This is a genomic window from Pseudomonas sp. LBUM1659, from assembly GCF_059716045.1.
Genome location: NZ_CP166797.1, coordinates 2,051,400 through 2,077,989, shown reverse-complemented (window position 1 = coordinate 2,077,989; position 26,590 = coordinate 2,051,400). Strand labels below are relative to the sequence as shown.

The window sequence follows — 26,590 nt, the reverse complement described above, 5'->3', positions numbered from 1 at the left end:
TAAGGCTTACCCATGCGTCGTCTGTTTGTATTTTTTGTCCTCTTGATCTCGGGTCTGGCCCAGGCAGGGACCAATCCGTTCGAAACAAAACCTGAATTTCTGCCGGTGGAAAAGGCGTTCGTCTTTACCTCAGAACGCCTTGAATCGGGTGAAACACAGCTCTATTGGCAGATCACTGACGGTTATTACCTTTATCAGAAACGCCTGAAATTCGATGGGTTACCTGTTGATCAGCAACCCATCCTGCCGGAAGGCGAAGCGCACAGTGACGAGTTTTTCGGTGAACAACAGGTTTACCGCCAAGGTCTGGAATTGAAGATCCCGGCCGGCGCTACCGGTCAGATCAAGGTGGGTTTCCAGGGCTGTGCGGATGCCGGTTTGTGTTATCCACCGCAGACGCAAGCCGTGGATTTGGGCGGCAACGTCACGGTTGCCGCAAACGAAGCACCGGATCAAACCCTGGCCAGTGACCTGCAACAACGGGCGCTGGGCTGGAGTTTACTGGTGTTTTTCGGTTTGGGTCTGCTGCTGGCGTTCACGCCCTGCTCGTTGCCGATGTTACCGATTCTGGCGGGTTTGATTGTCGGCAGCGGCGCCACGCCTAAACGTGGGTTTGCCTTGGCGGGCAGCTATGTAGTGAGCATGGCGCTGGTGTATGCGGCGATGGGCGTATTGGCCGCGCTGCTAGGTGCGAACCTGCAAGCGCTGCTGCAAAACCCGTGGCTGCTGGGCAGTTTCGCAGCGGTGTTTGTACTCTTGGCGTTGCCGATGTTCGGTTTCTTCGAACTGCAACTGCCGGTGGCCGTGCGCGACCGCCTGGAAAACGTTTCGCGCAATCAGCGTGGCGGCAGTCTGGTCGGCGCCAGCGCGCTGGGCGCCTTGTCCGGCTTGCTGGTGGGGCCGTGCATGACCGCGCCGCTGGCCGGAGCCCTGCTCTACATCGCGCAAAGCGGTAATGCGCTGCATGGCGGGCTGATTCTGTTCGCCATGGGCATCGGCATCGGTGTGCCGCTGTTGCTGCTGGTGACGATCGGCAACCGCTTCCTGCCCAAACCCGGCGCCTGGATGAACCTGCTCAAAGGCATCTTCGGTTTCTTGTTCCTCGCCACGGCGTTGCTGATGTTGCGCCCGGTACTGGAGGAATCACTCTGGATCGGTTTGTGTGGCGCATTGTTGCTGACGGCGGCTTACAGCGCCTGGCGCCAGTCCAGTGGTTTTGGTCGGACGGCGCACGTGTTCGGCGCCAGTTCGTTACTGCTGGGTTTGTGGGGCAGTCTGTTGGTGATCGGTGCAGCGGGCGGCAGCGACGATTTGTTTCAACCACTGCAGGTCTATCGCGGTACAAACACGGCCAGTGCCGCCGCACCTGTCGGCCACGAGGCCTTCACCACGATCAAAGACCCGCAAGCGCTGCAACGGGAACTGGACGCGGCCAAGGCTCAGGGCCAGTGGGTGCTGCTGGATTACTACGCCGACTGGTGCGTCTCGTGCAAAGTCATGGAAAAACAGGTCTTCGGCAAAGCCAAGGTGATGCAAGCGTTGAACGATGTGCGCTTGCTCCGCCTGGATGTCACCGCCGACAATGCCGCCAGCCGCGAACTGCTCGGCCGTTATAAAGTGCCGGGGCCACCGAGTTTTCTGTGGATCGGCGCCGATGGCCAGGAGCGTCGCAGCCAGCGCATCACCGGCGAGGTCGATGCCGACACCTTCCTGCAACGCTGGACTACGACCCGAGACGCCCGTTAATGCTGACATTTACCCTCGGCACCTTCGCCATCGCGCTTAACCATCTGCTGCTGATCAGCGCCCTGGCGCTGGCGACGGTTGTCGGCTGGTGGGTGGCCAAGCGGGGTGGCGAGAACCCCGAGTCGGTGCTGTTCAGCCTGTTCCTGATGGGCATGCTGGCAGCCCGGGTCAGTTTCGTCGCCGTTTACTGGGCGCACTATCGCAACGATCCGTGGCAAATCATCGATCTGCGCGACGGTGGTTTTCTCGCCTGGCCTGGGGTGATCGTGTTGCTGCTCGCGGCGTTGTATCGCGGCTGGCGTCGTCCGGGTTTGCGCCGGCCACTGGGATTCGGCGTGGGCAGCGGTCTGGCGTTCTGGCTACTGGCGACCGTCTCCATGGGCATTTACGAACAAGGCACGCGCCTGCCGGAAATCACCTTGCGCAATGCCGCCGGTGAAACCGTGCAACTGGCCGATTACCAGGGCGGTCCGCTGGTGATCAATCTTTGGGCCACCTGGTGCCCGCCGTGCCGTCGGGAAATGCCGGTACTGGAAAATGCCCAGCAACAGCGGCCGGACCTGACTTTCCTGTTCGTCAATCAGGCCGAAAGCATGCAAAGCGTTGCCACCTTTCTCGAAACCCAGGGCCTGAGCCTGACCAACGTGCTGTTCGATGGCGGCGGTCGTTTGGGTCAGGCCGTGGGTTCGATGGCGTTGCCGACTACGCTGTTCTATAGCAATGACGGTCGCCTGCTCGGTAGCCATTTGGGCGAACTCTCGCAAGCCAGCCTGGCCCGCGCCCTGGAAAACTTCGACACCCCTGCTTCTGCCACACCGTCCCCCTCTTCAAGGAAACTGCCATGCCCCGCCTCTGCCACCTGCTGACGCTGACCCTGGGCGCCGCCCTGCTGCACCTGCCGTCGGTACAGGCCGCTGAAGAACTGCCTGAAGCGATCAAGAAGATCGAAGCCAAGGGCGCGAAAATCGTCGGCCAGTTCGATGCACCCGACGGCTTGCGAGGTTACGCAGCGCAATACCAGAACCGTGGCATGGCGCTGTACCTGACCCCTGATGGCAAACATGTATTGCTCGGCAACCTCTACGATGCCGACGGCAAAGACCTGACCGCCGCACCGTTGCAGAAACTGGTTTACGCGCCAATGTCCAAGGAAGTCTGGGGCAAGATGGAAGCCAGCAACTGGATCGGTGATGGCAAAAAAGATGCCCCGCGTGTCGTGTATCTGTTCAGCGATCCGAACTGCCCTTACTGCAACGTGTTCTGGGAACAGGCACGGCCCTGGGTGAAGGCCGGCAAGGTGCAATTGCGGCACATCATGGTCGGGATCATTCGTGAAGACAGTCCGGGCAAATCGGCTGCGTTGCTAGCGGCCAAAGATCCGGGCAAAGCGCTGGAAGAACACGAAAAGGCTGGCAAGGAGAGTTCGCTCAAGGCCCTCAAGGACGTGCCGCCGGCGATTCAGATGAAACTGGCGGCGAACATGCAGTTGATGGAAGACCTGGAGTTGCAGGCAACACCGGCGATTTTCTACATGGATGACAAGGGCGAGCTGCAACAACAGCAAGGCGCGCCTTCGCCGGATAAGTTGGCGAAGATTCTGGGGCCGAAGTAGGCCTTGCCGGCCCCATCGTCGGAACGCCGCCCGGAGTCGGCTCGTTCCGACGATAGGGCCCGAACAGGCACTAGAGAATCAGAAACCCTCCAGTTCCGCCATCAGGTCATTCAGCCGATCCACCTTCTCTTCGGTGATGTCATTCGCCGCCAAGCGCTCGATGAACTCAGCCAGTTCCGCCACCGTGCTGCATTCAAACATCGCCCGCAGCGGCACATCCCTTTTCAGCGCTTTCTGCACCCGCGATGCAATCTGCGTCGCGAGCAACGAATGCCCGCCCAGTTCGAAGAAATTGTCGCGTACCCCGACCTTCTCGACTTTCAGCACTTCAGCCCAGATATTCGCCAGCGTCTGCTCCAGCTCATTGCGCGGCGCCAGATAATCCTGGCTCTGCAACTGGCCGATTTCCAGCACCGGCAGCGCCTTGCGATCAAGTTTGCCGTTGGCGTTGAGCGGCAGGCGATCCAGCCACAACCAGTGTAACGGCACCATGTATTCCGGCAGCTCGGTGCGCAGGTGTTGCTTGATTCGCTCCAGCCGTTCGGTCGGATTGAGCACCGAATCGGCCGCTACCAGATAACCGACCAGATGCTTGCCGCTCACCCCGTCCTGCACACCCACCGCCGCTTCGCGGACTTCCGGCTGTTCGTGCAAACGCGCTTCGATTTCCCCCAGTTCGATGCGGTAGCCGCGGATCTTCACTTGATGGTCGATACGCCCGACGTATTCCAGCACACCGTCACTGCGCCGACGGGCCAGGTCGCCGGTGCGGTACAGTCGCCCCCCCGGCGCGCCAAACGGGTTCGGCACAAACACTTGCGCCGTGCGCAGCGGATCGCTGACATACCCGCGCCCGACCCCGGTGCCTGCCACGCACAACTCACCCACCGCACCCAACGGCACCAGTTCCAGCGCGCCATCGAGCAGGTATAAACGGTTGTTGTCGGTCGGCGTACCAATCGGCAAATAGCTGCCGCGAGTCGAGGCCAGGTCGACGCGGAAGAACGCCACGTCGTCCGAACATTCCGCCGGTCCATAGGCATTCACCAACCCGATCTCCGGGTAGCGCAGCAGCCATTGATGCGCGAGTTCCGGCGGCATCGCCTCGCCAGTCGGCAGCATCCAGCGCAGGCCGTCCAGGCTCATGCGCTCCTGGGCGAGCATGCCCTGAATCAGCGACGGCACGCTTTCCAGCACGGTAATGCCCTGCGCCGAAACGTGCGCCAACAGGCCTTGTGGATCATGGGCGATGACGTTCGGCACGATGTCCACCCGTGCACCGAACAACGGTGCGGCAAGGAACTGCCAGACCGAAATATCGAAGCTTTGCGAAGCAGTCTGGGCGATCACGTCGGCATCGCTCAGATTCAGGTACGGCACCTTGCTCAACTGGTTATTGAGCATGCCGCGCTGCTCGACCATCACGCCCTTGGGCAAACCGGTCGAACCCGAGGTGTAGATCACGTAGGCGAGGTTATCCGGCCCGCTGTAGATGCCCGGATTAGTCACTGAGACAGTGCTCGCCTGCACCTCTTCCCAAACCAATAACTTGGGCCGCTGAGCGCAACCGGACTCGTCCAGCAACGCCAGCGCTTGTTCGCGGCAGGCTTGCGTACAAACGAGCAGCGGCGTGCGGCTCAGGTCAATGATCCGGCTCAGGCGCTGACTCGGAAGACCCGGGTCCAGCGGCAAATAACCCGCCCCCGCCTTGAAGCTGCCGATGATCATGCCGAGCAAATCGAGATGACGTTCGGCCAGCAACGCCACCGGTTGATCCAGCCCGACACCGGCGGCGATCAGGGCGTGACCAAGGCGGTTACTGCGCTGGTTTAGCTCGACGTAGCTGTATTGCTGATCTAGATAACTGGCGGCAATGCGCTGCGGATGCTCAGCCACCTGAGCTTCGAACAATGCGACGTAACTTTGCTCCTGCGGGTACTCGTGTGCGCTCTGATTGCAGTCATGGACCAGGAAGTCCTGCTCCTCGGCACCCAGCAGCGCCAATTCGGCCATGTCGCCATGGAAGCCTTCGACCAGCGCCAGCAGCAACCGCTTGAACTCGCCGAGCATGCGTTCGACCGTCGACTCATCGAAGTAGCGCTGGTCGTAAGACAGGTGTAAGCCGAGGTCATCGCCCGGATAGCACACCGCCGTCAGCGGGAAGTTGGTGTGAGTGCGGCCCGAATCAGAGGTCGCGTTGAGGCTTTGCGCACGGTCCAGCACCGACACTTCCACGGGGGCGTTTTCGAATACGAACAGGCTGTCGAACAGCGGCTGGCCCTTGGGCAGTTCGCTGGTTTCCTGAATGCTCACCAGCGGCAAATATTCGTACTCACGCAGCTGCATGTTGCTGTCGAGCAAATCGCTCAGCCATTGGCGGACGCTACAACGTTGATCGTCTGCGGGCATTTTCACCCGCAGCGCAATGCTGTTGATGAACAGCCCGACCGTGCGTTGCATCTGCGGCATGTCCACCGGACGCCCGGCCACCGTGACGCCGAACAGCACGTCGCGATCACCGCTCAAACGTCGCAGCACCAAGGCCCATGCAGCTTGGGCGAAGGTGTTGATGGTCAGCTGATGCGTCTGCGCCAGTTCGCGCAATTGTGCGCCGTCGCGGGCATCGAGCCTGGTGTAGCGGTCGCCGACAATCATGCCGCCGCTGTCGCCGGCATGTTCATGCAGGAACGGTCGATCACTCGGGATCGGCGTGGTCCGTTCGAAGCCTTGCAGGTTGGTTTTCCACCATTGCCGCGCTTCGGCGAGGCTCTGGCGTTGCAGCCAGCCGATGTAGTCGCGGTAACGCGGTGGCATGGCCAATTGCGCTTCGCGGCCCTCGCCGAGGGCGGTGTAAATCTCAAAGAAATCGTTCATCAACAGTGAGCGGCACCAGGCATCGATCAGGATGTGGTGATTGCTCATCATGAACCAGTAACGCGCCGCGCCGACCTTGATCAAACGCAGGTGGAACGGTGCCTGGTTGAGCAGATCGAAGCCGGTTTCGCGTTCGCTTTTCAGCAAGGCCTGCAACATCGGCTCTTGCTCGGATTCGGCCATCGCGCTCCAGTCGAGGTACTCAATCGGCGTGCTGCCTGGCTTGTGGATCACTTGCAGCATGTCTTCGCCGACGTTCCAGCAGAACGACGCGCGCAGGGCTTCGTGACGGGCGATCACTGCTTGCCAGGCCTGGGCGAAGCGCTGCGAATCGAGTTCGCTGTTGATGCGGTAACGGTCCTGCATGTAATAGAGCCCGGTGCCCGGCTCCAGCAAGGTGTGCAGCAGCATGCCTTCCTGCATCGGAGTCAACGGGTAGACGTCTTCGATCACGGCCGCCGGAACCGGCAGCGCGTCAAGTTGCGCTTGAGTCAGTTTCGCCAACGGGAAGTCCGACGGCGTCAGGCCGCCCGCATCGTCTTGCAGGCAATGCTCGATCAGGTCTTGCAGTTCGCCCAGATAAGCGTCTGCCAAATCAGCGATGGTGTGCGGGTCGTGACGTTCGGCGCTGAAGGTCCAGCGCAGCACCAGTTCACCGCCATAGACCTGACTGTCGATGCTCAGCTCATTGGGCAGCGGCGCGTGCGGATCGTGGGCCGCGCCGACCGGTTCATCAAGCGGGCGGAATAAGGCATCAGCACCAAAGCTCTGGTCGAACTGACCGAGGTAGTTGAAGGTGATTGATGCTGCCGGCAGCGCCGCCATGGTCTGGCGGCACAGGTCGTCGGCCAGATAACGCAGCACGCCATAACCCAAGCCTTTATGCGGCACGGCGCGCAGTTGTTCCTTGATCGCCTTGATCGAGGCGCCCTGCCCCTCCAGCGGGGTCAGCCGCAGCGGGTAGGCGCTGGTAAACCAGCCCACGGTGCGGGTCAGGTCGATCTCGTCGAACAGGGTTTCGCGGCCGTGGCCTTCCAGTTGAATCAGCGCCGATTGGTCACCGCTCCAGCGACACACCACGCGGGCCAACGCCGTCAGCAACAGGTCGTTGACCTGCGTGCGGTAGGCACTCGGGGCCTGTTGCAGCAATTGCCGTGTGCGCTCTGCATCGAGGCGCACGCTGACGGTGTGTGCATGACGATTCTGCTGGCCGCCATCGGAACGATCGCACGGCAGCGCGACATCAGGCCCGGCCAGTAGCGACTGCCACCCGCTCAGTTCTTCGCGCAGGGACCCGCTGCCGGCGTACGCCTGCAAACGTGCTGCCCAGTCCTTGAAGGCACTGGTTTTGGCCGGCAGATTGACCGCTTGCCTTGCCTCCAGTTGACGGTAAACCGTTTGCAAATCGTCCAGCAGTACCCGCCACGAAACACCGTCGACCACCAGGTGGTGAATGGCGATGAACAGCCGTTGTTGCCCCTCGGGGCCATCGACCAGCAACGCACGCAGCAACGGTCCCGTTTCGAGGTCGAGACTGCGCTGGGCATCGGCAAACAACGCCTCGCACTGGTCCATGGCCGGCACGCGCACTTGCCACAACAACTCGGTGTCGGACACCCGTTGATGCTCAGCCCGCCATTGCCCGGCGTTTTCGGTGAAGCGCAGGCGCAAGGCGTCATGCTGCTCGATCACCGCCAGCAGCGCTTGCTCCAGACGATGGGGTTCCAGCGCCACGGTCGGTTCCAGCAGCAACGCCTGGTTCCAGTGTTGGCGCTCCGGGATGTCGGTATCGAAGAACCAATGCTGGATCGGCGTCAGACGCGATTCACCCGTGAGCAAGCCTTGCTCAGCGGTGGCCTGTTCGGTGCGGGTCGCCACGGTGGCCAGGGTTTGCACGGTCTGGTGCTGGAACAAGTCACGCGGGCTGAAATGAATGCCCTGCTGCCGCGCCCGGCTGACCACCTGAATCGACAGAATCGAATCGCCGCCCAGTTCGAAGAAGTTGTCGTTGAGGCCAACCTGCGCGACGTTCAGCACTTCGCACCAGATCGCGGCCAGGGTCAGTTCAAGCGCATTGCTCGGCGCCACATAGTGCTGACGGTTCAGTTCCGGGTCCGGCGCCGGCAATGCACGGCGGTCCAGTTTTCCGTTGGCGGTCAGCGGCATGCTAGCGAGCAGGATCAAGTGCGTCGGCACCATGTAATCCGGCAGTCGGGATTTGAGATGCGTCTTGAGGGCTTCGCGCAGTGCCGCTTGTTGCGCTTCGTCCTGCTCGGCAGTCTCGGTGACCAGATAACCCACCAGTTGTTTGCCGCTCGGCGCATCAAGCGCCAGCACCACGGCTTCACGGATCGATGTATGTTCCAGCAGGCGGGTTTCGATCTCGCCCAACTCGATACGGAAACCGCGAATCTTCACTTGATGGTCGATGCGTGCGAGGTACTCCACCAGCCCATCGGCGCGTTGGCGCACCAGGTCGCCGGTGCGGTACAGGCGCCCGCCGTTGGCGGCAAACGGATCGACAACGAAACGTTCAGCGGTCATGCCCGGACGCTGGTGATAACCCTGCGCCAGACCGGCGCCGCCGACGTACAACTCGCCGGTCGCCCCTTGCGGTATGAGGGCCAGGTTCGCATCGAGAATGTACGCCACCCGCGCGCCAATCACGCTGCCAATCGGCACGCTGCCCTGGCCTTCTTCCAGCTGTTCGGGCGCGAGACTGGCCAGTGGCATGACCACGGTTTCCGTCGGACCGTAAGCATTGAAAAACAGGTTCGGTTTGAACGCTGCGCGGATGCGCGCCAGGTGTTCGCCGGTCAGTGCTTCGCCACCGGTGATGCACATGCGCACCGGCAGGGTTTCGCCCTGGGTCGCCAGCCATTGCGCCAATTGGCTGCCGTAGCTCGGGGTGAAGCCGAGGATGTTGATGTGGTGCCGACGAATCAAACCGCAGATTTCTTGCGCATCCCACTGCCCTTGCGCCCGCAAAACCACTTGCGCACCGCTCAACAGGGGTACCAGCAAACGCTCGGTCGCGGCGTCGAAGTTGATGGAATAGAAATGCAGTTCGCAGTCGTCCGGGCGCATGCCAAAGCGTTGAATGACGGCTTGGCAATGCATGGCGATCTCACCGTGAGACACCACCACACCCTTCGGTTTGCCGGTGGAGCCGGAGGTGTAAATCAAGTAGGCCTGATGTTGCGGCAGGCTGATAAACGGCAGTTCGGTGGTCGGGTAATTGGCCAGCCCAATGGCGCCCATTTCCAGGCACCAGCGCGCGACCGTTGTCGGCAACTCACCGAGGGCTTCAAACATCGCCGCATCGCTGAGCAGCAAACCGATGCCGCTGTCTTCGATCATGTAATGCAAGCGGTCCAACGGATATTCCGGGTCCAGCGGCACATAGGCGCCGCCGGCCTTGAGGATCGCCAGCAGGCCGATGACCATTTCCAGCGACCGCTCAAGGGCCAGACCGACGCGCACCTGCGGGCCGACGCCGCGCTCGCGGAGCATCCAGGCCAGTTGATTGGCGCGGCTGTCGAGTTCGGCATAACTCAGGGTTTGCCCGGCAAAGGTCAGGGCCGGCGCGTCTTTTCGCGTCAGTGCCTGCTCGCTGAACAGGTAATGAATACACTGGTCGAGACGATGCTCGCCCGGTTCGGTGCCGAGGCTATCGAGCAGTGTTTGCTGTTCGTTGATTTCCAGCAATGGCAGTTCACTGAGGCGCTGTTGCGGGTCGGCCAGCAGCGCTTCCAGCAAATTGCGCCAATGCCCGGCCATGCGCGCAATGCGCAGCTCATCGAACAGATCCGTGCTGTAGGTCAGGCAGCAACCGAGGCGATGATCGAGGTCGGTGACTTCCAGATTGAGGTCAAACTTGGTCGCTCGCGCATCATTGGCCAGGTACTCGACCGTCATTCCGGCCAAGGTGCGGCTCTGCTGGAACTCCCAGCGCTGCACGTTGCACATCACTTGGAACAGCGGGTTGTAAGCGGCGCTGCGCGATGGCTGCAACACTTCCACCAAATGGTCAAACGGAAGGTCCTGGTGGGACTGGCCTTCGATCACCGTGTGGCGCACCTGCTCGAACAGTTCACCGACGGACATCTGCCCGTCGAGCTGGCAACGCAGCACTTGGGTGTTGAGGAATGCCCCGATCAGCCCTTCGCTTTCCGGACGAATCCGATTGGCCACTGGAGCACCGATGCGCAGATCGGTCTGGCCACTGTAGCGGTAAAGCAGCACGGCCAGCGCGGCAGTCATGGTCATGAAAAGGGTCAGACCGTTTTGCGCATTGAAGGCGCGGACTCGTGCAGCGAGGACATCGCTCAGGTCGAAACGGAACAGTTCGCCCTGATGACTTTGCACGGGTGGACGCGGTCGGTCCGCTGGCAATTCCAGTAGCGGGTGTTCACGGCCCAGTTGCGCGGTCCAGTAATCGAGTTGGCGCCGACGTTCGCCAGACTCGAGCCATTGACGCTGCCAGACGCTGTAATCCAGATACTGCACTGGCAGCGGCGCCAGCGGTGATTCGCGGTCATCGACAAAGGCTTCGTAGAGCGCGCTCAATTCACGGGCGAAAATGTCCATCGCCCAGCCTTCGGTGACGATGTGGTGCAGGGTCAGCACCAGGTAATGTTCGAGCTCGGCGGTCTTGACCAGGCAGGCACGCAGCAGCGGGCCGCTTTCCAGATCGAAAGGTGTATGCGCCTCGTCGTCAGCCAATTGCTGGACCCGTTGCTCGCGGACTTCGCCAGCCAGTGCCGAAAAATCCTTCCAGCTCATGCACAGGCCGGATTGCGCATGGACCTGTTGCCAAGCCACGCCATCGACGCTCGGGAACGTGGTGCGCAGGGTTTCGTGACGCAGGATCAGCGCTTGCAGCGCCTCTTCGAAACGCCCGACATCCAGCACGCCACGCAGCCGCGCCATGCCACCCACGTTGTACGCCGGGCTGTCCGGCTCCATCTGCCAGAGGAACCACATGCGCTGCTGGGAATAGGACAGTGGCACCGGCTGGCAGCGGTCGACTTGCTCTATCGGTGGCTGCTGGTTGGTGTTGCCGCTGACCTGAATCAGCCGAACCTGCTGGGCGAACGCGCCCAGCTCACTGTTCTCGAACAACACACGCAGCGGCAATTCGACGTCGCAGGCCTGGCGGGTGCGGGAGATGATTTGCGTAGCCAGCAACGAATGGCCGCCGAGGGCGAAGAAGTCGTCGCGCAAACCGATTTGAGTCTGGCCCAGCACTTCGCGCCAGATGCCGGCGATCTGTTGCTCCAGTGCAGTGACTGGTTCGATGTGTTCGCGTACTTGCCATTGCGGCTCGGGCAAGGCGCGGCGGTCGAGCTTGCCGCTCGGGCTCAGGGGCATTTGGGCCAATCGCATCAACTGCGCTGGCACCATGTATTCCGGCAGTTCAGCCGCCAACGCGGTGTTCAGGCGTGCGGTTTGAACGTCCTCGGTTTCGCTGGCTTCAGTGGTGGTGTAGTAGCCGATCAACTGCTCGCCGACCGCCGTCTCGCGCACCAGCACCAAGGCTTGCGCGACGCCATGCTGCGCCAGCAAACGCGCTTCGATCTCTTGCGGTTCGACACGAAAACCCCGCAGTTTGACCTGCTGATCGACGCGACCGAGGTATTCGATCACGCCATCAGCGGTCCAGCGTGCACGGTCACCGGTGCGGTAAAGACGTGCGCCTTGCGCGCCCAGCGGATCGACGACAAAGCGTTCCGCAGTCAGGCCCGGACGGCCCAGATAGCCGCGCGCCAACCCGATGCCACTGATGCACAGCTCGCCGGGTACACCGGCCGGTACGGGGTTGAGGTCGCTGTCGAGCACGCGACATATGACGTTGCCCAATGGACGGCCAATCGGCGAGCGCTCGCCATCGGCCGTGGTGCAATGCCAATGGGTAACGTTGATCGCGGTTTCGGTCGGGCCATAACGGTTGTGCAGTTGCACAGCGGGCAGTTGTTCCAGCACGCGGTTGCGCAGTTCCGCCGGCAAGGCTTCGCCACCGGAGAACACACGGCGCAGGCTGGTGCATTGCGCGGTGAGCGGTTCGTCGATGAACAACGAAAGCAGCGGCGGTACAAAGTGCAGCGTGGTGACGCCGTACTGCTGAACCAGTTGCGCAATGCGATGCGGATCACGGTGTTCGCCGGGGCCGGCAATCAGCAAACGTGCGCCGGTGATCAACGGCCAGAAGCATTCCCACACCGACACGTCGAAACTGATCGGCGCCTTTTGCATCAGCACATCGGTGTCGTTCAGGCGATAGGTGTTCTGCATCCATTGCAGTCGCTCGGCAAGCGCCGCGTGGGTATTGCCGACACCCTTTGGCTGACCGGTGGAGCCCGAGGTGTAAATCACGTAGGCAAGGTTGTCGCCGTGCACATGCAGTCCCGGCGCATGGCTTGGCCAACGGTCGAGAGTGAGCGCGTCCATGGCAATCACGCTGACGCCATTGGCGGCCGGCATACGCTCGAGCAGTGCGGTTTGGGTCAGCAGCAATTCGACGCCGCTATCGCTGAGCATGTAGGCCAGGCGGTCGGCCGGGTAGTCCGGGTCCAGCGGCACGTACGCGCCACCGGCCTTGATGATCGCCAGCACGCCGATCAGCAATTGCGGCGAACGCTCGGCAGCGATGGCCACGCGCACATCCGGGCCGACACCTTTGTCGCGCAGGTAATGCGCGAAGCGGTTGGCTTGGGTGTGCAGGTCCGCGAAGTCCATGGCCCCACCGTCCCACATCAGGGCGGTGCATTCCGGCGTCAACTTCGCCTGCTCGTTGAGTAATTGCGGTAACCATTGGCCGGCAGGCGTGCAGGGCGCGGTGCTCCAGGCTGTTTGCTGGTCGAGCTCGTTCGGGGTCAGCAACGGCAGGTCGCCGATGGCGGTGCCAGGTTGTTCGCAAATGGCGCGCAACAGGTTGCTGAAGTGTTCGGCCAGACGCTCGATGGTCGCCGAGTCGAACAGTTCGCTGGCGTAGTCGAAGGACAAGCTGAGGCGACCCTTTTGGTCTTCTTCGCTGTGCAGTTGCAGGTCGAACTTGGCTTCGCGGCTGTGCCATGGCAGCTCTTCGGCGAGCAATCCCGGCAGGCGACGCAGCGCGCTCAAGTCCCGTTGCTGGTGGTTGAACAGGACCTGGAACAGGCCTTGTTCGCGGGCTTGCGGGAACGCTTCGAGCAGTTGTTCAAAGGGCAGGTCTTGATGCGCCTGGGCGCCCAATGCGCTCTGACGGGTTTGCGCCAACAACTCAGCAAATGGCTGTCGCGAATCCACCTCGGCACGCAGCACTTGAGTGTTGATGAAGAAACCAATCAGCCCTTGGGTGTCCAGGCGTGGACGGTTGGCATTCGGCACACCGATACGGATATCCTGCTGGCCGCTGTAGCGGTGCAACAGACTCTGGAACGCGGCGAGCAACAGCATGAACGGTGTTGATTCATGAGCCTGCGCGGTCTGGCGAATGGCATCGCTCAAGGTCGCGTCCAAACCCACGGTATGGCGGGCAGCGCTGTGAGTGAATTGCGCTGAGCGCGGGTGGTCGGTGGCGAGATTGAGAGTCGGGTGTTCGTCGCCCAACTGAGCTTTCCAGTAAGCCAGCTGACGCTCGCCCTCGCCTTGCGCCAGCCATTGGCGCTGCCAGCTGCCGTAGTCGGCGTATTGGGTCGACAATGCTGCAAGCACTGCGGTTTGCCCTTGGGACGCGGCGGCGTACAGGCGCGAGAACTCGTCGATCAGCACGTTCAACGACCAACCGTCGGCGATGATGTGGTGCATCGTTACCAGCAATTGATGCTCCTCGTCAGCGAGGCGCACCAGGGTTACCCACAGCAGCGGACCTTTCTCCAGATCGAACTGAGTACGGGCTTCGTCTTCACGGATCTGTTCTACGCGGGCTTCACGCTCGGTAGCGGGCAGGTCGCTGATGTCGATCATTTGCAGGTTGAACTCAGCGGCGGCATCCACCTGTTGCAGCGCCACACCGTCACGCTCGAAGAACCGCGTGCGCAGGGATTCGTGGCGTTCAATCAGCTGCTGAAAGCTGGCGCGCAGCGCGTCTTCATCCAGCTCGCCGCGCAAACGCAACGCACCGGGAATGTTGTAGGCGATGCTGTGCGGGTCGAGTTGCCAGGTGATCCACAGGCGATTTTGCGCCAGCGATTGCGGCATGGCTTCGGTGCGCGACAACGGCGTTATCGCCCCTTGGGCCACGCCGCCATCCTGTTGCTGCTGAGCCACAGCGATGGCAAACGCACCGAGGGTCGGCGCTTCAAACAGCAGGCGCAGGTTCAGCTCCAGACTCAGCTCTTCACGCAGCCGCGCGACCACTTGAGTGGCAGCGATGGAGTTGCCGCCGAGCAGGAAGAAGTGGTCGTCTGCATTGATCTGCTTGACCTGCAATTGTTCGCCCCAGATCTGGCCGATCAGGGTTTGCAATTCAGAAGCCGATTCGGACTTTCCTTCACGCTCGGTCAGCGCTGTCGGAAACAGCGCATAGCTGTCGAGACTGCCGTCCGCCAGGCGATTGCGGCACGCCGAGCGTTGCAACTTGCCGCTGGAGGTTTTGGGCAACGCGCCCGGATTGAGCAGTACCACCACGCTCGGCGCTTCCTGAAAGGCCTCGGCCACAGATTGGCGGATGGCGTTGATCAGTGCTTCGGGGGGCAGGATTTTCTGCACGCTGCGGCTGATTTCGGCGGCGATGCCAATGCCTTCCTGGCCGTCGTTGTTTACCGCGAAGGCGGCGACGCGACCTTTGCGCACCACGTCCACTTCACGCTCGATGGTCTGTTCGATGTCCTGCGGATAAAGGTTGTGTCCGCGGACGATCAGCATGTCTTTCAGGCGTCCGGTGATGAACAGTTCACCGTCGCGCATAAAGCCCAGGTCTCCGGTGCGCAGCCAGGTCTGGCCGTCGTGCTGAACGAAAGTCTTGGCGCTGGCCTCGGGGTTGCGCCAATAGCCGAGGGCGATGCTCGGCCCGCAGGCCCAGACTTCGCCGGCGGCATTGTCGGCCCGTTCAGTGAGCGCGACCGGATCGACAATCAGCACCGCGTGGTCCGGCTGGCTAATGCCACAACTCATGACCGCGCGGCCCTCGCCCGACTCCGCCCGGTTTTGCGCCAAGGCTTGATCGTCCACGCGCAGGTTGCCAATGCCCCGCCCGCGAGGGCTGCCGGCAACGAACAACGTCGCTTCGGCCAGCCCGTAAGACGCCATGAAGCTGTCCGGGGTAAAACCGCGCGGCGCGAATTTCTCGGCGAAGCGTTCCAGGGTGTCGAGGCGAATCGGTTCGGAACCGGAATACGCCACACGCCAGCCACTCAGGTCGAGCCGCTCCAGGGCCGATTCGCTGACGCGTTCGCTGCACAGCCGATAGGCAAAATCCGGTCCGCCACTGATGGTGCCACCGTAATCGCTGATCGCTTCCAGCCAGCGCAATGGCCGACCGAGGAAGTACGCTGGCGACATCAACACACATGGCACACCGCTGAAAATCGGCTGCAACAGACCACCGATCAACCCCATGTCGTGGTACAGCGGCAGCCAGCTGACGATCACGTCGTCAGGGTTCAGATCGATACCAAAGCCGTGGCGAATCAACAGTTCATTGGCCACCAGGTTGCCGTGGCTGACTTGCACGCCTTTGGGCAACGCGGTGGAACCGGAGGTGTATTGCAGGAAGGCAATGTGGTCGTCTTCGAGGTTCGGCTCGATCCAGCGATTCGCCCATTGCGCATCGAGGGTGTCGACGCAGAGCAGCAACGGCGCCTCTTCAATCTGCTGCAATGCATCGTGCAGATCAGCACGGGTCAGCAGCACGCGCGGCTCGGCATCGCTGATGATCGACAGCAGACGCTCCTGGTGGTGACGTTTAGCCGACTCCGGCGGATAGGCCGGCACTGCGATCACCCCCGCGTACAAACAGCCAAAAAACGCGGCAACATAATCCGGGCCACTGGGAAACAGCAGCACCGCACGGTCGCCAAACTCCGCTTGGGCCTGCAACGCTCCGGCAATGGTTCGCGCGCGCTGATCCAGCTCGCGATAGCTGAGTACAACAGCCTGATCCGGGGTGTCGGCGAGAAAACGCAAGGCCACCCGATCCGGCGTCAGGGCCGCCCGGCGCTGGAGAGCTTGGACCAGAGTGCTTGGGAGTTCGAACGCGTCGGTCATGAGGTTTCCTGCCTGATTTCGGCTTGCAAGTGGAATCGGTTTTCTAACGTCACGCCCATGGGAAGGCGTGCAGGACGCGGCTTTCGCCGACCGCGCAAGGCAATTGGAATGCGGGTGTGGCCGGGATTTACCCTGCGCCTTTCACCAAAGAGAACGGATGACGTCTTGAAATAATTAGTCGGCAGGCCTGAGAGCCAGCGGTAATGGGTGCGGCATGCAAGGGCATCGGCGTGCGGCAGTTCGCACTTTGCACCACGGAGGCGCATTAGTTCTCTTTCTCATTTGACAATCATTATCATTCAACATAATTTGTCGCTCGACGCGCAGGGCGACTCAGGTTGCGAGTCGTCCCGCCAACCTTATTGCAGCAGGGTGATTTCCATGATGGAACCAGTATCGACAAGCAGGTGCGATTCACCGCTACTTCAAGCGTTCGTCGACAATCGACTGATTCTGGTCAAGATTGCAGCCCGCATCACCGGGTGCAGGTCACGCGCAGAAGACGTGGTGCAGGATGCGTTTTTCCGGTTGCAATCCGCGCCGCCGATCACGTCCTCGTTCAAGGCACAGCTCAGTTATCTGTTCCAGATCGTGCGCAACCTGGCGATCGACCACTACCGCAAGCAGGCGCTGGAGCAAAAGTACTCCGGCCCTGAAGAGGAAGGTTTGAACGTGGTGATTCAAGGTGCCTCACCCGAAACCTCGCACATCAATTTCTCGACCCTTGAGCATATTGCCGACGCGCTGACGGAACTGCCGAGCCGTACCCGCTACGCGTTCGAGATGTACCGCCTGCACGGGGTGCCGCAAAAGGACATAGCCAAGGAACTCGGTGTTTCGCCGACCCTGGTGAACTTCATGATTCGCGATGCGCTGGTGCACTGTCGCAAGGTATCGGGGAGTCGGGCGGATACCTTTGCTCGTCGTTAAGATCCGGAATTTGCATCGACCCCATTCGCGAGCAGGCTCGCGATGGGGCACTCAAGCCCCATGCAGGTCTTGAGCCTTACACATCAAGCCAACCGACACCGATCAAAAAACCGCTCCCGCCCCAACACCATCAACGCCGCGCGTTTATGCGCAAAGTCGAACTCTTTCTCGCAGTAAAAGCCCTGCCCCTGCATGTGCCCGATCATCCTGGCGTTGTCGGCGCGAGGTTCGGCCACCACCCGTTGCGTGCGCGGATCGTCGAGAAACAGGTAATGCACCAGCGCCGATAACCAGCTCGCCACTTTGTGTGGACCACGGTGGTTTTCTTCACCCACCAGCATGTGAATGCCACGGTCATAATCGCCGGCGTCATAGAACGGCGCAATGCGATCCTCCTTGGCCCAATACGCTTCAAAATAGGCAAACGGTTGATCATCGAAACAGCAGATCAGGGTCACCGTGTGGGGGTCCGCCGCCAGTTTGCTCAGGTAGTCGCGATGCTGTTCGAGACTGCCCTCCTCCTGCCAGAAACTCGCTACGCGCGGGTTGTTCTGCCAGCGATTGAAACGCTCCAGGTCCTGTTCAATGTCCACCGTGCGCAGGGAAATCCAGGTACCGAGGCGCGCATCAAAACGCCGATAGACTTCACCGCACGGTTTGAGCCGGCGCAACGGATGGCGTTTTCCATCGCTGATGACCTTGTGTTGTGGATAACCGCAAGGAAGCAACTCGCCAAGCCATGGCTGAGGCAATTGCCAGAACAGTGTGCGTAAGCAGACATACTGGCCGACGATTTCGCCGGGAATCAGCAAGCCACTGAGCAGGGCCTGGGTGGGAATTTCATCGAGTTGCCAGGTCTGGCGCTGGCAGGCTGGATCACGGGCAAACAGCCAATAACAGGCCATCTGGATGGCCTGTTCGTGGCCAAATTGTTCTTCTACCTGCACCTGCAACTCGGGCTCACGGGTCAGGCGCAGCTGGATCAATGGCTGCCCTTCCAGATGCAAGTGCAGGCGGCTTTCGGATTCATCCGCGACAAGCGTCCCTTCGGATGGCAAGGCCAGGGCAGTCAGATCATTCAAATCGGGCATGGGTCGGGCTCACGATAATCGTCGACAGTTCAACGAAGTGACGTGTGCCGGGGCAGGAAATTTAAGGAACGCCGCTCAATACGCGACTTGTGGTGCGATTTCAGCTACCGGCACCGGCACCGGCACCACGGCAATTTTGTACGGATCGAAAATCCTCAGCATCTGGCCGTTATCCCGCAATCCTTGCAGCAACTTGCCGAACGCCTCACCACTGATGGGCGCAGCAGGACGGAGGATGGCGTAGTGGTGATAGACCTGATCGATGCGCTGGGACACCAGCAGTTGGTCGCCGACTTTCTCATTGCGCAGCAGGTAATCACTCAGGTATGAGCGCGTCACCAAGGCAATGTCCGCTCGACCGCGCAGCACCATCAGCAAGTTGCTGTCGTGGGAATAGGTCAGTGTAGCGTTGTAGTTTTGCGCGAGGAATTTCGAGTCGGCATTGAAGTTGGCGAATTCGTAGTGATAGCCGCTGAACAGGGCCAGCCGCTTGCCGCCAAGCTCGACAAAGTAGTTTTGCTGGCGGTCCGGCAGGCGTTGCGCGACAAAGATCTCGGCGTCTTCCAGGCCCATGTCGACAGTGGTATGCGGGATATCTTGCCAGCCCCAGTTCGGGTTCTCAAAAATCGCCATGTCGACCCGGCCCTGCTTCAAATCACCGAAGCGCCGGGGAATGGAAGTGGGCACCAGGACAAACTGATAGTCGCTTTGCAGGCGATTCAAAGCCTCGACCAATTGTGGCAGCAGACCCGTGCCGACAGCGGATTCCGGGCGGATGGCATAGGGCGGAAAATGGGCGGCGCCCACCCGAACCGTTTGCGCAGCGTGGGATGGCAATACCCATAGCGTCAGAATCGATGCCAGCAATAACCGTGAAGCCGTCCGGATTGGCGAAGACATCAAAACAACCCACTCCCTGAAAAAATACGCATCAATGCATTCAAGCTAGGCGGTTTCGGCCACTTAGCCAGTTCCCTTAGGCGGGCACAACCCTATTGCTTTTCTTCCAGTACGAGAATCAAGGCTTCATCGGCCAATTGATCGAGGCTCATGCTGCCGCCTGCGCGAAACCAGGTGGTGGTCCAGGACAACGCGCCCGTCAGGAAGCGACGCGTAATGAACACATCGCCGCGAATAAAACCCGCCTCTTTGGCTTCACCCAACACCTGCAGCCAAATGTCTTCATAAATATCACGCAATGCCAACACCTGCGCCTGCCCGTCTTCGGACAACGAGCGCCATTCATAGACCAGCACCGCCATGGCTTCGCCGCGCCCCCCCATGATCGACTGCAATTCGCAGCGAATCAGCGCCAGCACACGTTCGCGCACAGTGTTCGCCTCATCGAGCGCTGCACGCATCAATGCCATGTTGTAGCGGATGGTCTCTTCCATCACAGCACGCAAGATTTCGTCCTTGCTTTTGAAGTGATGAAAAATGCTGCCTGACTGAATGCCTACCGCACCCGCCAAATCGCGTACGGTGGTGCGTTCATAACCTTTATTGCGGAACAGGTGAGCCGCCACTTGCAGCAGTTTGCCGCGGGCGCTGTCCGGGTCGGTCAATTGGCCGTTGTCGACCAATTCGCGCATGACCCTCAGGGCTTTTTGCTCGTCCACCCGTTCTCTCCTACAGTCGATCAATCAAATACACCGCTTGCCGCTAAAACTGCGGGGTTGCGCGGGCAATTTAAGCTGGCGACGACAACCTAGCAAGCGCTCGGGCAGAAGATATCTCAGGCATTTACAAACCAAGCGCTTGCTTGGTAGTCTCGATTCACTTCAGTGGGAGGTGGCTATGCAGTTGACTGTGCCTAAAACGATTCGCATCGGCTGCGCCAGTGCCTTCTGGGGCGACACCTCGACCGCCGCCGTGCAACTGGTGGAAGGTGGGCGTCTGGATTACCTCGTCTTCGACTATCTGGCCGAGATTACGATGTCGATCATGGCCGGCGCGAGGATGAAAGACCCACAGGCCGGCTATGCGAGCGACTTCATCGAAGTCCTCAGCCCGTTATTGGGGCAACTCGCTGAACAGAAGATCCGCGTCATCAGCAACGCCGGAGGCATCAACCCATTGGCCTGCGCCGCCGCGCTGCAATCGGCCTGCGACAAGGCCGGGGTGACGCTGAAAATCGCTGTATTGCTGGGTGATGACCTGCAACCGCAGTTTAAACAGCTGAGCAGCCTTGGCCTCCATGAAATGTTCAGCGGCGCACCCTTGCCGCCCATGTGCGTTTCGACCAACGCCTACCTCGGCGCACCCGGCATTGTCGAGGCGCTTGGGCTGGGCGCGGACATCGTCATCACCGGGCGCGTGGTCGACAGCGCCGTGGTCAGCGCGGCGCTGGTGCATGAATTCGGCTGGTCCTGGCACGACTACGACAAACTTGCACAGGCCGCTCTGGCCGGTCATATCATCGAATGCGGCGCTCAATGCACCGGCGGCAATTTCACCGACTGGCGCCAGGTGCCCGATTACGAACACATCGGTTTCCCCATCGTCGAGGTCAGCGCCGACAGCCAGTTCATCGTCAGCAAACCTGAAGGCTCCGGCGGCCTGGTCACGCCACTGACCGTCGGCGAGCAGATGCTGTATGAAATCGGCGATCCGCGAGCTTACTTGCTGCCCGATGTGGTCTGCGATTTCACTCAGGTCAAACTTCAGCAACAGGGCAAAAACTCGGTTCAGGTGCACGGCGCTAAAGGCCTGCCGCCGACCGATCAGTACAAGATCAGCGCGACGTATCTGGATGGTTTTCGCTGCACCGCCAGTTGCCTGATCGCGGGAATCGATGCGGTCGACAAGGCGCGGCGGGTCAGCGAAGCGATCATCAACAAGACCTCGGAGATCTTCAGCCAGCGCGGCTGGGCTCCGTACAGCGAAGTGAACATTGAACTGCTGGGCAGCGAGGCCACGTACGGCCCCCATGGCCAGCGTCAGGACAGCCGCGAAGTGGTGATCAAACTCGCCGTGCGCCACCCCAGCAAACAAGCCTTGATCGTGTTCTCCCGGGAAATCGCCCAGGCCGCAACGGGCATGGCGCCGGGGCTGACCGGGATTGTCGGCGGGCGGCCGACGGTGTATCCGCTGATCCGGCTGTTCTCCTTCCTTATCGACAAAACCGCCTGCACGCTGGACATTGAATTCAACGGCCAGCGCCACCCTTGCGCCCTGCCCGCCGTCGATGTGCTCGACCCGGATGACTTGCCTGTCCCGTTCGACCCAGCGCAGCCCACAGACCGCGCCGACGCCAGCGTGGCCCTGATCAAACTCGCGGTCGCCCGCTCTGGCGACAAGGGCAATCACAGCAACATCGGCGTCATGGCTCGCGAGCCCGAGTACCTGCCGTGGATTGCCGAAGCGCTGACGCCGGAGGTCATTGTCGACTGGATGAGCCACGTCCTCGATCCCGTTCACGGACGTGTCGGACGCTGGTATCTGCCCGGCACCCACAGCCTTAATTTTCTACTGGAAAACGCCCTCGGCGGCGGTGGCGTGGCCAGCCTGCGGATCGACCCGCAAGGCAAAGCCTTCGCCCAGCAGCTGCTGGAGATCCAGATTCCGGTGCCTCAACGCATCGCCGACCAAGTCAACTAGAGGACTGTCGCCATGGCTTACGATTCGATTTTCAAAGCCGATTTGTTTGCAGGCCAAACCATCATTGTCACCGGTGGCGGCAGTGGCATCGGCCGATGCACCGCACATGAACTGGCGGCGCTCGGCGCGCATGTGCTGTTGGTCGGGCGCAAGGCCGACAAGTTGAAAAGCGTCGCTGTCGAGATTGCCGAGGACGGTGGCAAAGCCGATTGGGCGGTCTGCGATATTCGCGAGGAAGAAGCGGTCAAGCACCTGATCAGCGAGCTGATTCGCAAACACGGGCCGATACACGGGCTGGTCAACAACGCCGGCGGTCAATTTCCTGCGCAGCTGGCCTCTATCAATCAGAAGGGTTTTGAAACCGTGGTGCGCACCAATCTGGTGGGCGGTTTCCTGATGGCCCGGGAAGTGTTCAATCAATCCATGAGCAAGCATGGTGGCGCCATCGTCAACATGCTCGCGGACATGTGGGGTGGCATGCCCGGCATGGGGCATTCGGGCGCTGCGCGTTCGGGCATGGATAACCTGACCAAGACCGCCGCCTTCGAATGGGGTTACGCAGGGGTGCGGGTCAATGCGGTGGCGCCAGGCTGGGTCGCATCCAGCGGCATGGACACTTACGAAGGCGCCTTCAAAGCGGTGATTCCAACCCTGCGCGAGCACGTTCCGCTCAAACGCATCGGCACCGAATCAGAAGTCAGCGCGGCGATTGTGTTCCTGCTCAGCCCGGCAGCGGCGTTTGTCAGCGGTAGCACTTTGCGTATCGACGGCGCCGCCAGCCTGGGTGGACGCGCCTGGCCGATCCACAAGGCTACGAACAGCGAATCGTATAACGGTTTTCACCGTGCGTACTTACCAGAAGTGCTCAGGCCTGACGTGCTCCAGGACAAGGAATAAGCCATGCCGGTGATTCAGTCGCAAGTGGACCCGTTCAGCGCGCAGTTCGCCCAGAACCGCGCAGCGATGCTGGCCGTGATCGAACACGTTCGCCAGCTCGAACAAAACCTGTTGAACAAGGCGGCCGAAGCCAAGCCAAAATTCGACAAGCGCGGGCAACTGCTGCCGCGCGAGCGCCTCAACCTGTTGCTCGACCCCGGCGCGCCGTTCCTCGAACTGGCGAGCCTGGCCGGCTACAAGCTGCACGACGACAAGGACGGCAGCGCGGCCGGGGGCGGTTTGATCGCCGGGATCGGTTACGTGTCCGGCGTGCGCGTTATGGTGGTAGCAAATAACAGCGCGATCAAGGGCGGCACCATTTCTCCCAGCGGATTGAAAAAATCCCTGCGCCTGCAACAGATCGCCATGGAAAACAAACTGCCAGTGATCACCCTCGCCGAAAGCGGCGGCGCCAACCTGAATTACGCAGCGGACATTTTCGTCGAAGGCGCGCGCAGCTTTGCCAATCAGGCGCGGATGTCGGCCATGGGTCTGCCACAGATTACGGTGGTGCATGGCTCGGCCACCGCGGGCGGCGCTTATCAGCCGGGACTGTCGGATTACGTGGTGGTCGTGCGCGGCAAGGCCAAGCTGTTCCTCGCCGGCCCGCCACTGCTGAAAGCGGCGACCGGTGAAGTCGCCACCGACGAAGAACTCGGCGGCGCCGAGATGCACGCGCAAACCGCCGGCACCGCCGAGTACCTGGCCGAGAACGATGCCGACGGCGTGCGCCAGGTGCGCGAGATCGTCAGCCTGCTGCCCTGGAACGATCAGTTGCCCTGGCGCCCAGAACATCGCTGGGAAGAACCGCTCTACCCCATCGACGAGCTGCTGGGCCTGATCCCGGATGACCCGAAAAAACCCTATGACGTACGCGACATCATTGCCCGCATCGCCGACGGTTCGAACTTCCTCGAATTCAAAGGCGAGTTCGATCAGCAGACCGTTTGCGGCCAACTGAAAATTCAGGGGCGTGCCTGCGGCTTCATCGGCAACAACGGCCCGATCACGCCCAAGGGCGCCAGCAAGGCCGCGCAGTTCATCCAGCTCTGCGACCAGAGCCAGACGCCGCTGCTGTTTTTCCACAACACCACCGGGTTCATGGTCGGCACCGAATCGGAGCAACAAGGCGTGATCAAGCACGGCGCCAAGTTGATTCAAGCGGTGGCGAACGCGCGGGTGCCGAAACTGACGATTGTCGTCGGCGGCTCCTATGGCGCCGGCAACTACGCCATGTGCGGTCGCGGTCTTGACCCGCGTTTCATCTTCGCCTGGCCCAACAGTCGCACCGCTGTGATGGGCGGCGCCCAGGCTGGCAAGGTGCTGCGAATCGTCACCGAAACCAAACAGCTCAAGGACGGTCTGGTGCCGGACCCGAAAATACTCGACATGCTCGAACAGGTCACTGCGCAGAAACTCGACAGTCAGTCCACCGCTCTCTATGGCAGTGCCAATTTGTGGGACGACGGGTTGATCGATCCACGGGACACCCGGACATTGCTCGGCTACTTGCTGGATATCTGTCACGAGGCCAACGTGCGGCCGCTGCAAACCAACAGTTTTGGCGTCGCGAGATTTTGACGACGCAGAGCGTCTAAGGCTGCATTCCCACGCAGAGCGTGGGAACGATCAAGGAGAACAATAAAAATGATCTTCACCCAGGAACACGAAGCACTGCGTCGCACCGTCCGCCAATTCGTCGATCACGAGATCAACCCGCACGTCGAAGAATGGGAAAAGGCCGGACGCTTTCCGATTCATGACATCTTCCGCAAAGCCGGCGATCTCGGTTTATTGGGGATTTCCAAACCGGAAAAATTCGGCGGCATGGGGCTCGACTACAGCTATTCGATCGTCGCGGCCGAAGAGTTCGGCACCATCCGTTGCGGCGGCATTCCGATGTCCATCGGCGTGCAGACTGACATGTGCACCCCGGCGCTGGCGCGGTTCGGCTCCGATGAGTTGCGCGACGAGTTTCTGCGCCCGGCCATTACCGGTGAACAGGTCGGCTGCATCGGCGTCTCTGAAGTCGGTGCCGGCTCCGATGTCGCCGGGCTGAAAACCACCGCCCGCAAGGACGGCGACGACTACGTGATCAATGGCAGCAAGATGTGGATCACCAACTCGCCCAGCGCCGATTTCATCTGCCTGCTGGCCAACACATCAGACGACAAACCGCACATCAACAAATCGCTGATCATGGTGCCGATGAACACGCCAGGCATCAGCCTCAGTTCGCACCTGGACAAGCTCGGCATGCGCAGCTCGGAAACCGCGCAGGTGTTTTTCGACAACGTGCGTGTGCCGCAGCGCAACCGCATCGGCCATGAAGGCGCCGGGTTCATGATGCAAATGCTGCAATTCCAGGAGGAACGCCTGTTCGGCGCGGCGAACATGATCAAGGGCCTGGAGTACTGCGTCGACAGCACCATCGAGTACTGCAAGGAACGTAAAACTTTCGGCAATGCGCTGATCGACAACCAAGTGATCCACTTCCGTCTGGCGGAGCTGCAAACCGAAATTGAATGCCTGCGGGCGCTGGTCTATCAGGCCACCGAGCAATACATCAAAGGCCAGGACGTCACCCGCCTGGCCTCCATGGCCAAACTCAAGGCCGGACGCTTGGGCCGCGAAGTCAGCGACAGCTGCCTGCAATATTGGGGCGGCATGGGTTTCATGTGGGACAACCCGGTCGCCCGCGCTTACCGCGACGTGCGGCTGGTGTCGATTGGCGGTGGCGCCGACGAAATCATGCTGGGGATCATCTGCAAACTCATGGGCATCCTGCCGGGGAAAAAGAAATGAGTACCCTGCCTGATTGCCCGACGTTGCTGCTGGAGTCGCATAACGGCGTGCTGCACATCACCCTCAATCGACCGGAAAGTCGCAATGCCATGAGCCTGCAAATGGTCGCCGAACTGCGCGCGGTTTTCGCGGCGGTGCGCGATGATCGAACGGTTCGGGCATTGGTGATCGGCGGTGCCGGCGGGCATTTCTGTGCCGGCGGCGACATCAAGGACATGGCCAGCGCACGCGCTCAAGGCCCGAACGCTTATCGCGAGTTGAATCGGGCATTCGGCGCGCTGCTGCAAGAGGTGCAACACGCGCCACAAGTCGTAATCACGGTGTTGCAAGGCGCGGTGTTGGGCGGCGGTCTGGGTCTGGCCTGTGTCAGCGACGTCGCCTTGGCCGATCACTTGGCGCAGTTCGGTTTGCCAGAAACCAGCCTCGGATTGCTGCCCGCGCAAATCGCGCCGTTTGTGGTCCAGCGCATTGGCCTGACCCAAGCCCGGCGACTGGCGCTGACCGCCGCGCGTTTCGACGGCACACAGGCGCGACGCATGGGCTTGGTACATTTTGTCGAGCATGACGCGCAAGCGCTGGCCGAGCGCCTCGATGAAATCCTCGCCCATGTGCTGTGTTGCGCACCGGGTGCTAATGCGACGACCAAAAAACTGCTGCTGGCGAGTGCCGGGCAGCCGTCGGATGCGTTGCTGGATGACGCGGCGCAGTGGTTCAGCGAAGCGGTGACTGGGGCTGAAGGTGTCGAAGGGACCATGGCTTTTGTACAGAAGCGTAAACCGGGGTGGGCCCTTTAAAAGCTTCGCGAGCA

The 26,590-nt window shown here is 61.1% G+C and carries 13 protein-coding genes; 9 read left to right on the top strand and 4 right to left on the bottom strand.

What is annotated here, in order from left to right; translation table 11 throughout:
- Nucleotides 1-12 precede the first annotated feature (12 nt).
- Genes dsbD through dsbG form a run of 3 tightly spaced genes read left to right on the top strand, consistent with a single transcriptional unit; the run spans nt 13 to nt 3,358 of the window.
- Nucleotides 13-1,746 (top strand): protein-disulfide reductase DsbD, encoded by a 1,734-nt coding sequence (gene dsbD / locus ACA048_RS09400; protein WP_497628863.1) that lies wholly within the window; start codon nt 13-15, stop codon nt 1,744-1,746.
- The gene (locus ACA048_RS09395) at nt 1,746-2,612 is read left to right on the top strand and encodes a TlpA family protein disulfide reductase (protein WP_497628862.1); all 867 of its coding nucleotides are present in this window, start codon (nt 1,746-1,748) and stop codon (nt 2,610-2,612) included. Before dsbD ends, ACA048_RS09395 begins: the two co-directional genes overlap by 1 nt.
- Nucleotides 2,588-3,358 carry a thiol:disulfide interchange protein DsbG gene (dsbG, locus tag ACA048_RS09390; protein ID WP_497628861.1) on the top strand — a complete coding sequence of 257 codons (771 nt, stop codon included), beginning with the start codon at nt 2,588-2,590 and terminating at the stop codon, nt 3,356-3,358. Before ACA048_RS09395 ends, dsbG begins: the two co-directional genes overlap by 25 nt.
- Before the next feature lie 78 nt (nt 3,359-3,436).
- On the opposite strand, the gene ACA048_RS09385 is transcribed toward dsbG, so the two are convergent.
- Nucleotides 3,437-16,420: a non-ribosomal peptide synthetase gene (locus tag ACA048_RS09385; protein WP_497628860.1), complete on the bottom strand. Its 12,984-nt coding sequence runs from the start codon at nt 16,418-16,420 to the stop codon at nt 3,437-3,439.
- A gap of 381 nt (nt 16,421-16,801) precedes the next feature.
- Between ACA048_RS09385 and ACA048_RS09380 the strand changes: the two genes are divergently transcribed.
- Entirely contained in the window at nt 16,802-17,350 is a 549-nt protein-coding gene (locus ACA048_RS09380) for an RNA polymerase factor sigma-70 (protein WP_223519282.1), read from the top strand.
- 83 nt (nt 17,351-17,433) lie between these two features.
- Here ACA048_RS09380 and ACA048_RS09375 read toward each other — a convergent pair whose 3' ends face one another.
- The 3 genes from ACA048_RS09375 to ACA048_RS09365 form a co-directional block, all read right to left on the bottom strand.
- Nucleotides 17,434-18,441 carry a GNAT family N-acetyltransferase gene (locus ACA048_RS09375; protein ID WP_497628859.1) on the bottom strand — a complete coding sequence of 336 codons (1,008 nt, stop codon included), beginning with the start codon at nt 18,439-18,441 and terminating at the stop codon, nt 17,434-17,436.
- A gap of 75 nt (nt 18,442-18,516) precedes the next feature.
- Nucleotides 18,517-19,341 carry a substrate-binding periplasmic protein gene (locus ACA048_RS09370; RefSeq protein WP_497628858.1) on the bottom strand — a complete coding sequence of 275 codons (825 nt, stop codon included), beginning with the start codon at nt 19,339-19,341 and terminating at the stop codon, nt 18,517-18,519.
- 92 nt (nt 19,342-19,433) lie between these two features.
- Nucleotides 19,434-20,060 carry a TetR/AcrR family transcriptional regulator gene (locus ACA048_RS09365; protein WP_223519277.1) on the bottom strand — a complete coding sequence of 209 codons (627 nt, stop codon included), beginning with the start codon at nt 20,058-20,060 and terminating at the stop codon, nt 19,434-19,436.
- Between the two features lie 190 nt (nt 20,061-20,250).
- Between ACA048_RS09365 and ACA048_RS09360 the strand changes: the two genes are divergently transcribed.
- The 5 genes from ACA048_RS09360 to ACA048_RS09340 all read left to right on the top strand — a co-directional run bounded on the left by ACA048_RS09360 (nt 20,251) and on the right by ACA048_RS09340 (nt 26,576).
- Nucleotides 20,251-22,041, top strand: coding sequence for an acyclic terpene utilization AtuA family protein (locus tag ACA048_RS09360; protein WP_497629833.1), 1,791 nt, complete (start codon nt 20,251-20,253; stop codon nt 22,039-22,041).
- A gap of 12 nt (nt 22,042-22,053) precedes the next feature.
- Complete coding sequence (locus ACA048_RS09355; protein ID WP_497628857.1) at nt 22,054-22,938, top strand: SDR family oxidoreductase; 885 nt, start codon at nt 22,054-22,056, stop codon at nt 22,936-22,938.
- 3 nt (nt 22,939-22,941) lie between these two features.
- On the top strand, nt 22,942-24,558 hold the full coding sequence (atuC, locus tag ACA048_RS09350; RefSeq protein WP_497628856.1) for a geranyl-CoA carboxylase subunit beta: 1,617 nt from the start codon (nt 22,942-22,944) through the stop codon (nt 24,556-24,558).
- Nucleotides 24,559-24,624: 66 nt separating this feature from the next.
- Nucleotides 24,625-25,782 (top strand): citronellyl-CoA dehydrogenase, encoded by a 1,158-nt coding sequence (gene atuD / locus ACA048_RS09345; RefSeq protein WP_497628855.1) that lies wholly within the window; start codon nt 24,625-24,627, stop codon nt 25,780-25,782.
- Nucleotides 25,779-26,576, top strand: coding sequence for an enoyl-CoA hydratase/isomerase family protein (locus tag ACA048_RS09340; RefSeq protein WP_497628854.1), 798 nt, complete (start codon nt 25,779-25,781; stop codon nt 26,574-26,576). Before atuD ends, ACA048_RS09340 begins: the two co-directional genes overlap by 4 nt.
- Nucleotides 26,577-26,590 lie beyond the last annotated feature (14 nt).

Bases quoted from the DNA above. Each gene is read 5' to 3' on its own strand.
- dsbD (WP_497628863.1), top strand. From the start codon at position 13: ATGCGTCGTCTGTTTGTATTTTTTGTCCTCTTGATCTCGGGTCTGGCC.
- ACA048_RS09395 (WP_497628862.1), top strand. From the start codon at position 1,746: ATGCTGACATTTACCCTCGGCACCTTCGCCATCGCGCTTAACCATCTG.
- dsbG (WP_497628861.1), top strand. From the start codon at position 2,588: ATGCCCCGCCTCTGCCACCTGCTGACGCTGACCCTGGGCGCCGCCCTG.
- ACA048_RS09385 (WP_497628860.1), bottom strand. From the start codon at position 16,420: ATGACCGACGCGTTCGAACTCCCAAGCACTCTGGTCCAAGCTCTCCAG.
- ACA048_RS09380 (WP_223519282.1), top strand. From the start codon at position 16,802: ATGATGGAACCAGTATCGACAAGCAGGTGCGATTCACCGCTACTTCAA.
- ACA048_RS09375 (WP_497628859.1), bottom strand. From the start codon at position 18,441: ATGCCCGATTTGAATGATCTGACTGCCCTGGCCTTGCCATCCGAAGGG.
- ACA048_RS09370 (WP_497628858.1), bottom strand. From the start codon at position 19,341: ATGTCTTCGCCAATCCGGACGGCTTCACGGTTATTGCTGGCATCGATT.
- ACA048_RS09355 (WP_497628857.1), top strand. From the start codon at position 22,054: ATGGCTTACGATTCGATTTTCAAAGCCGATTTGTTTGCAGGCCAAACC.
- atuC (WP_497628856.1), top strand. From the start codon at position 22,942: ATGCCGGTGATTCAGTCGCAAGTGGACCCGTTCAGCGCGCAGTTCGCC.
- atuD (WP_497628855.1), top strand. From the start codon at position 24,625: ATGATCTTCACCCAGGAACACGAAGCACTGCGTCGCACCGTCCGCCAA.
- ACA048_RS09340 (WP_497628854.1), top strand. From the start codon at position 25,779: ATGAGTACCCTGCCTGATTGCCCGACGTTGCTGCTGGAGTCGCATAAC.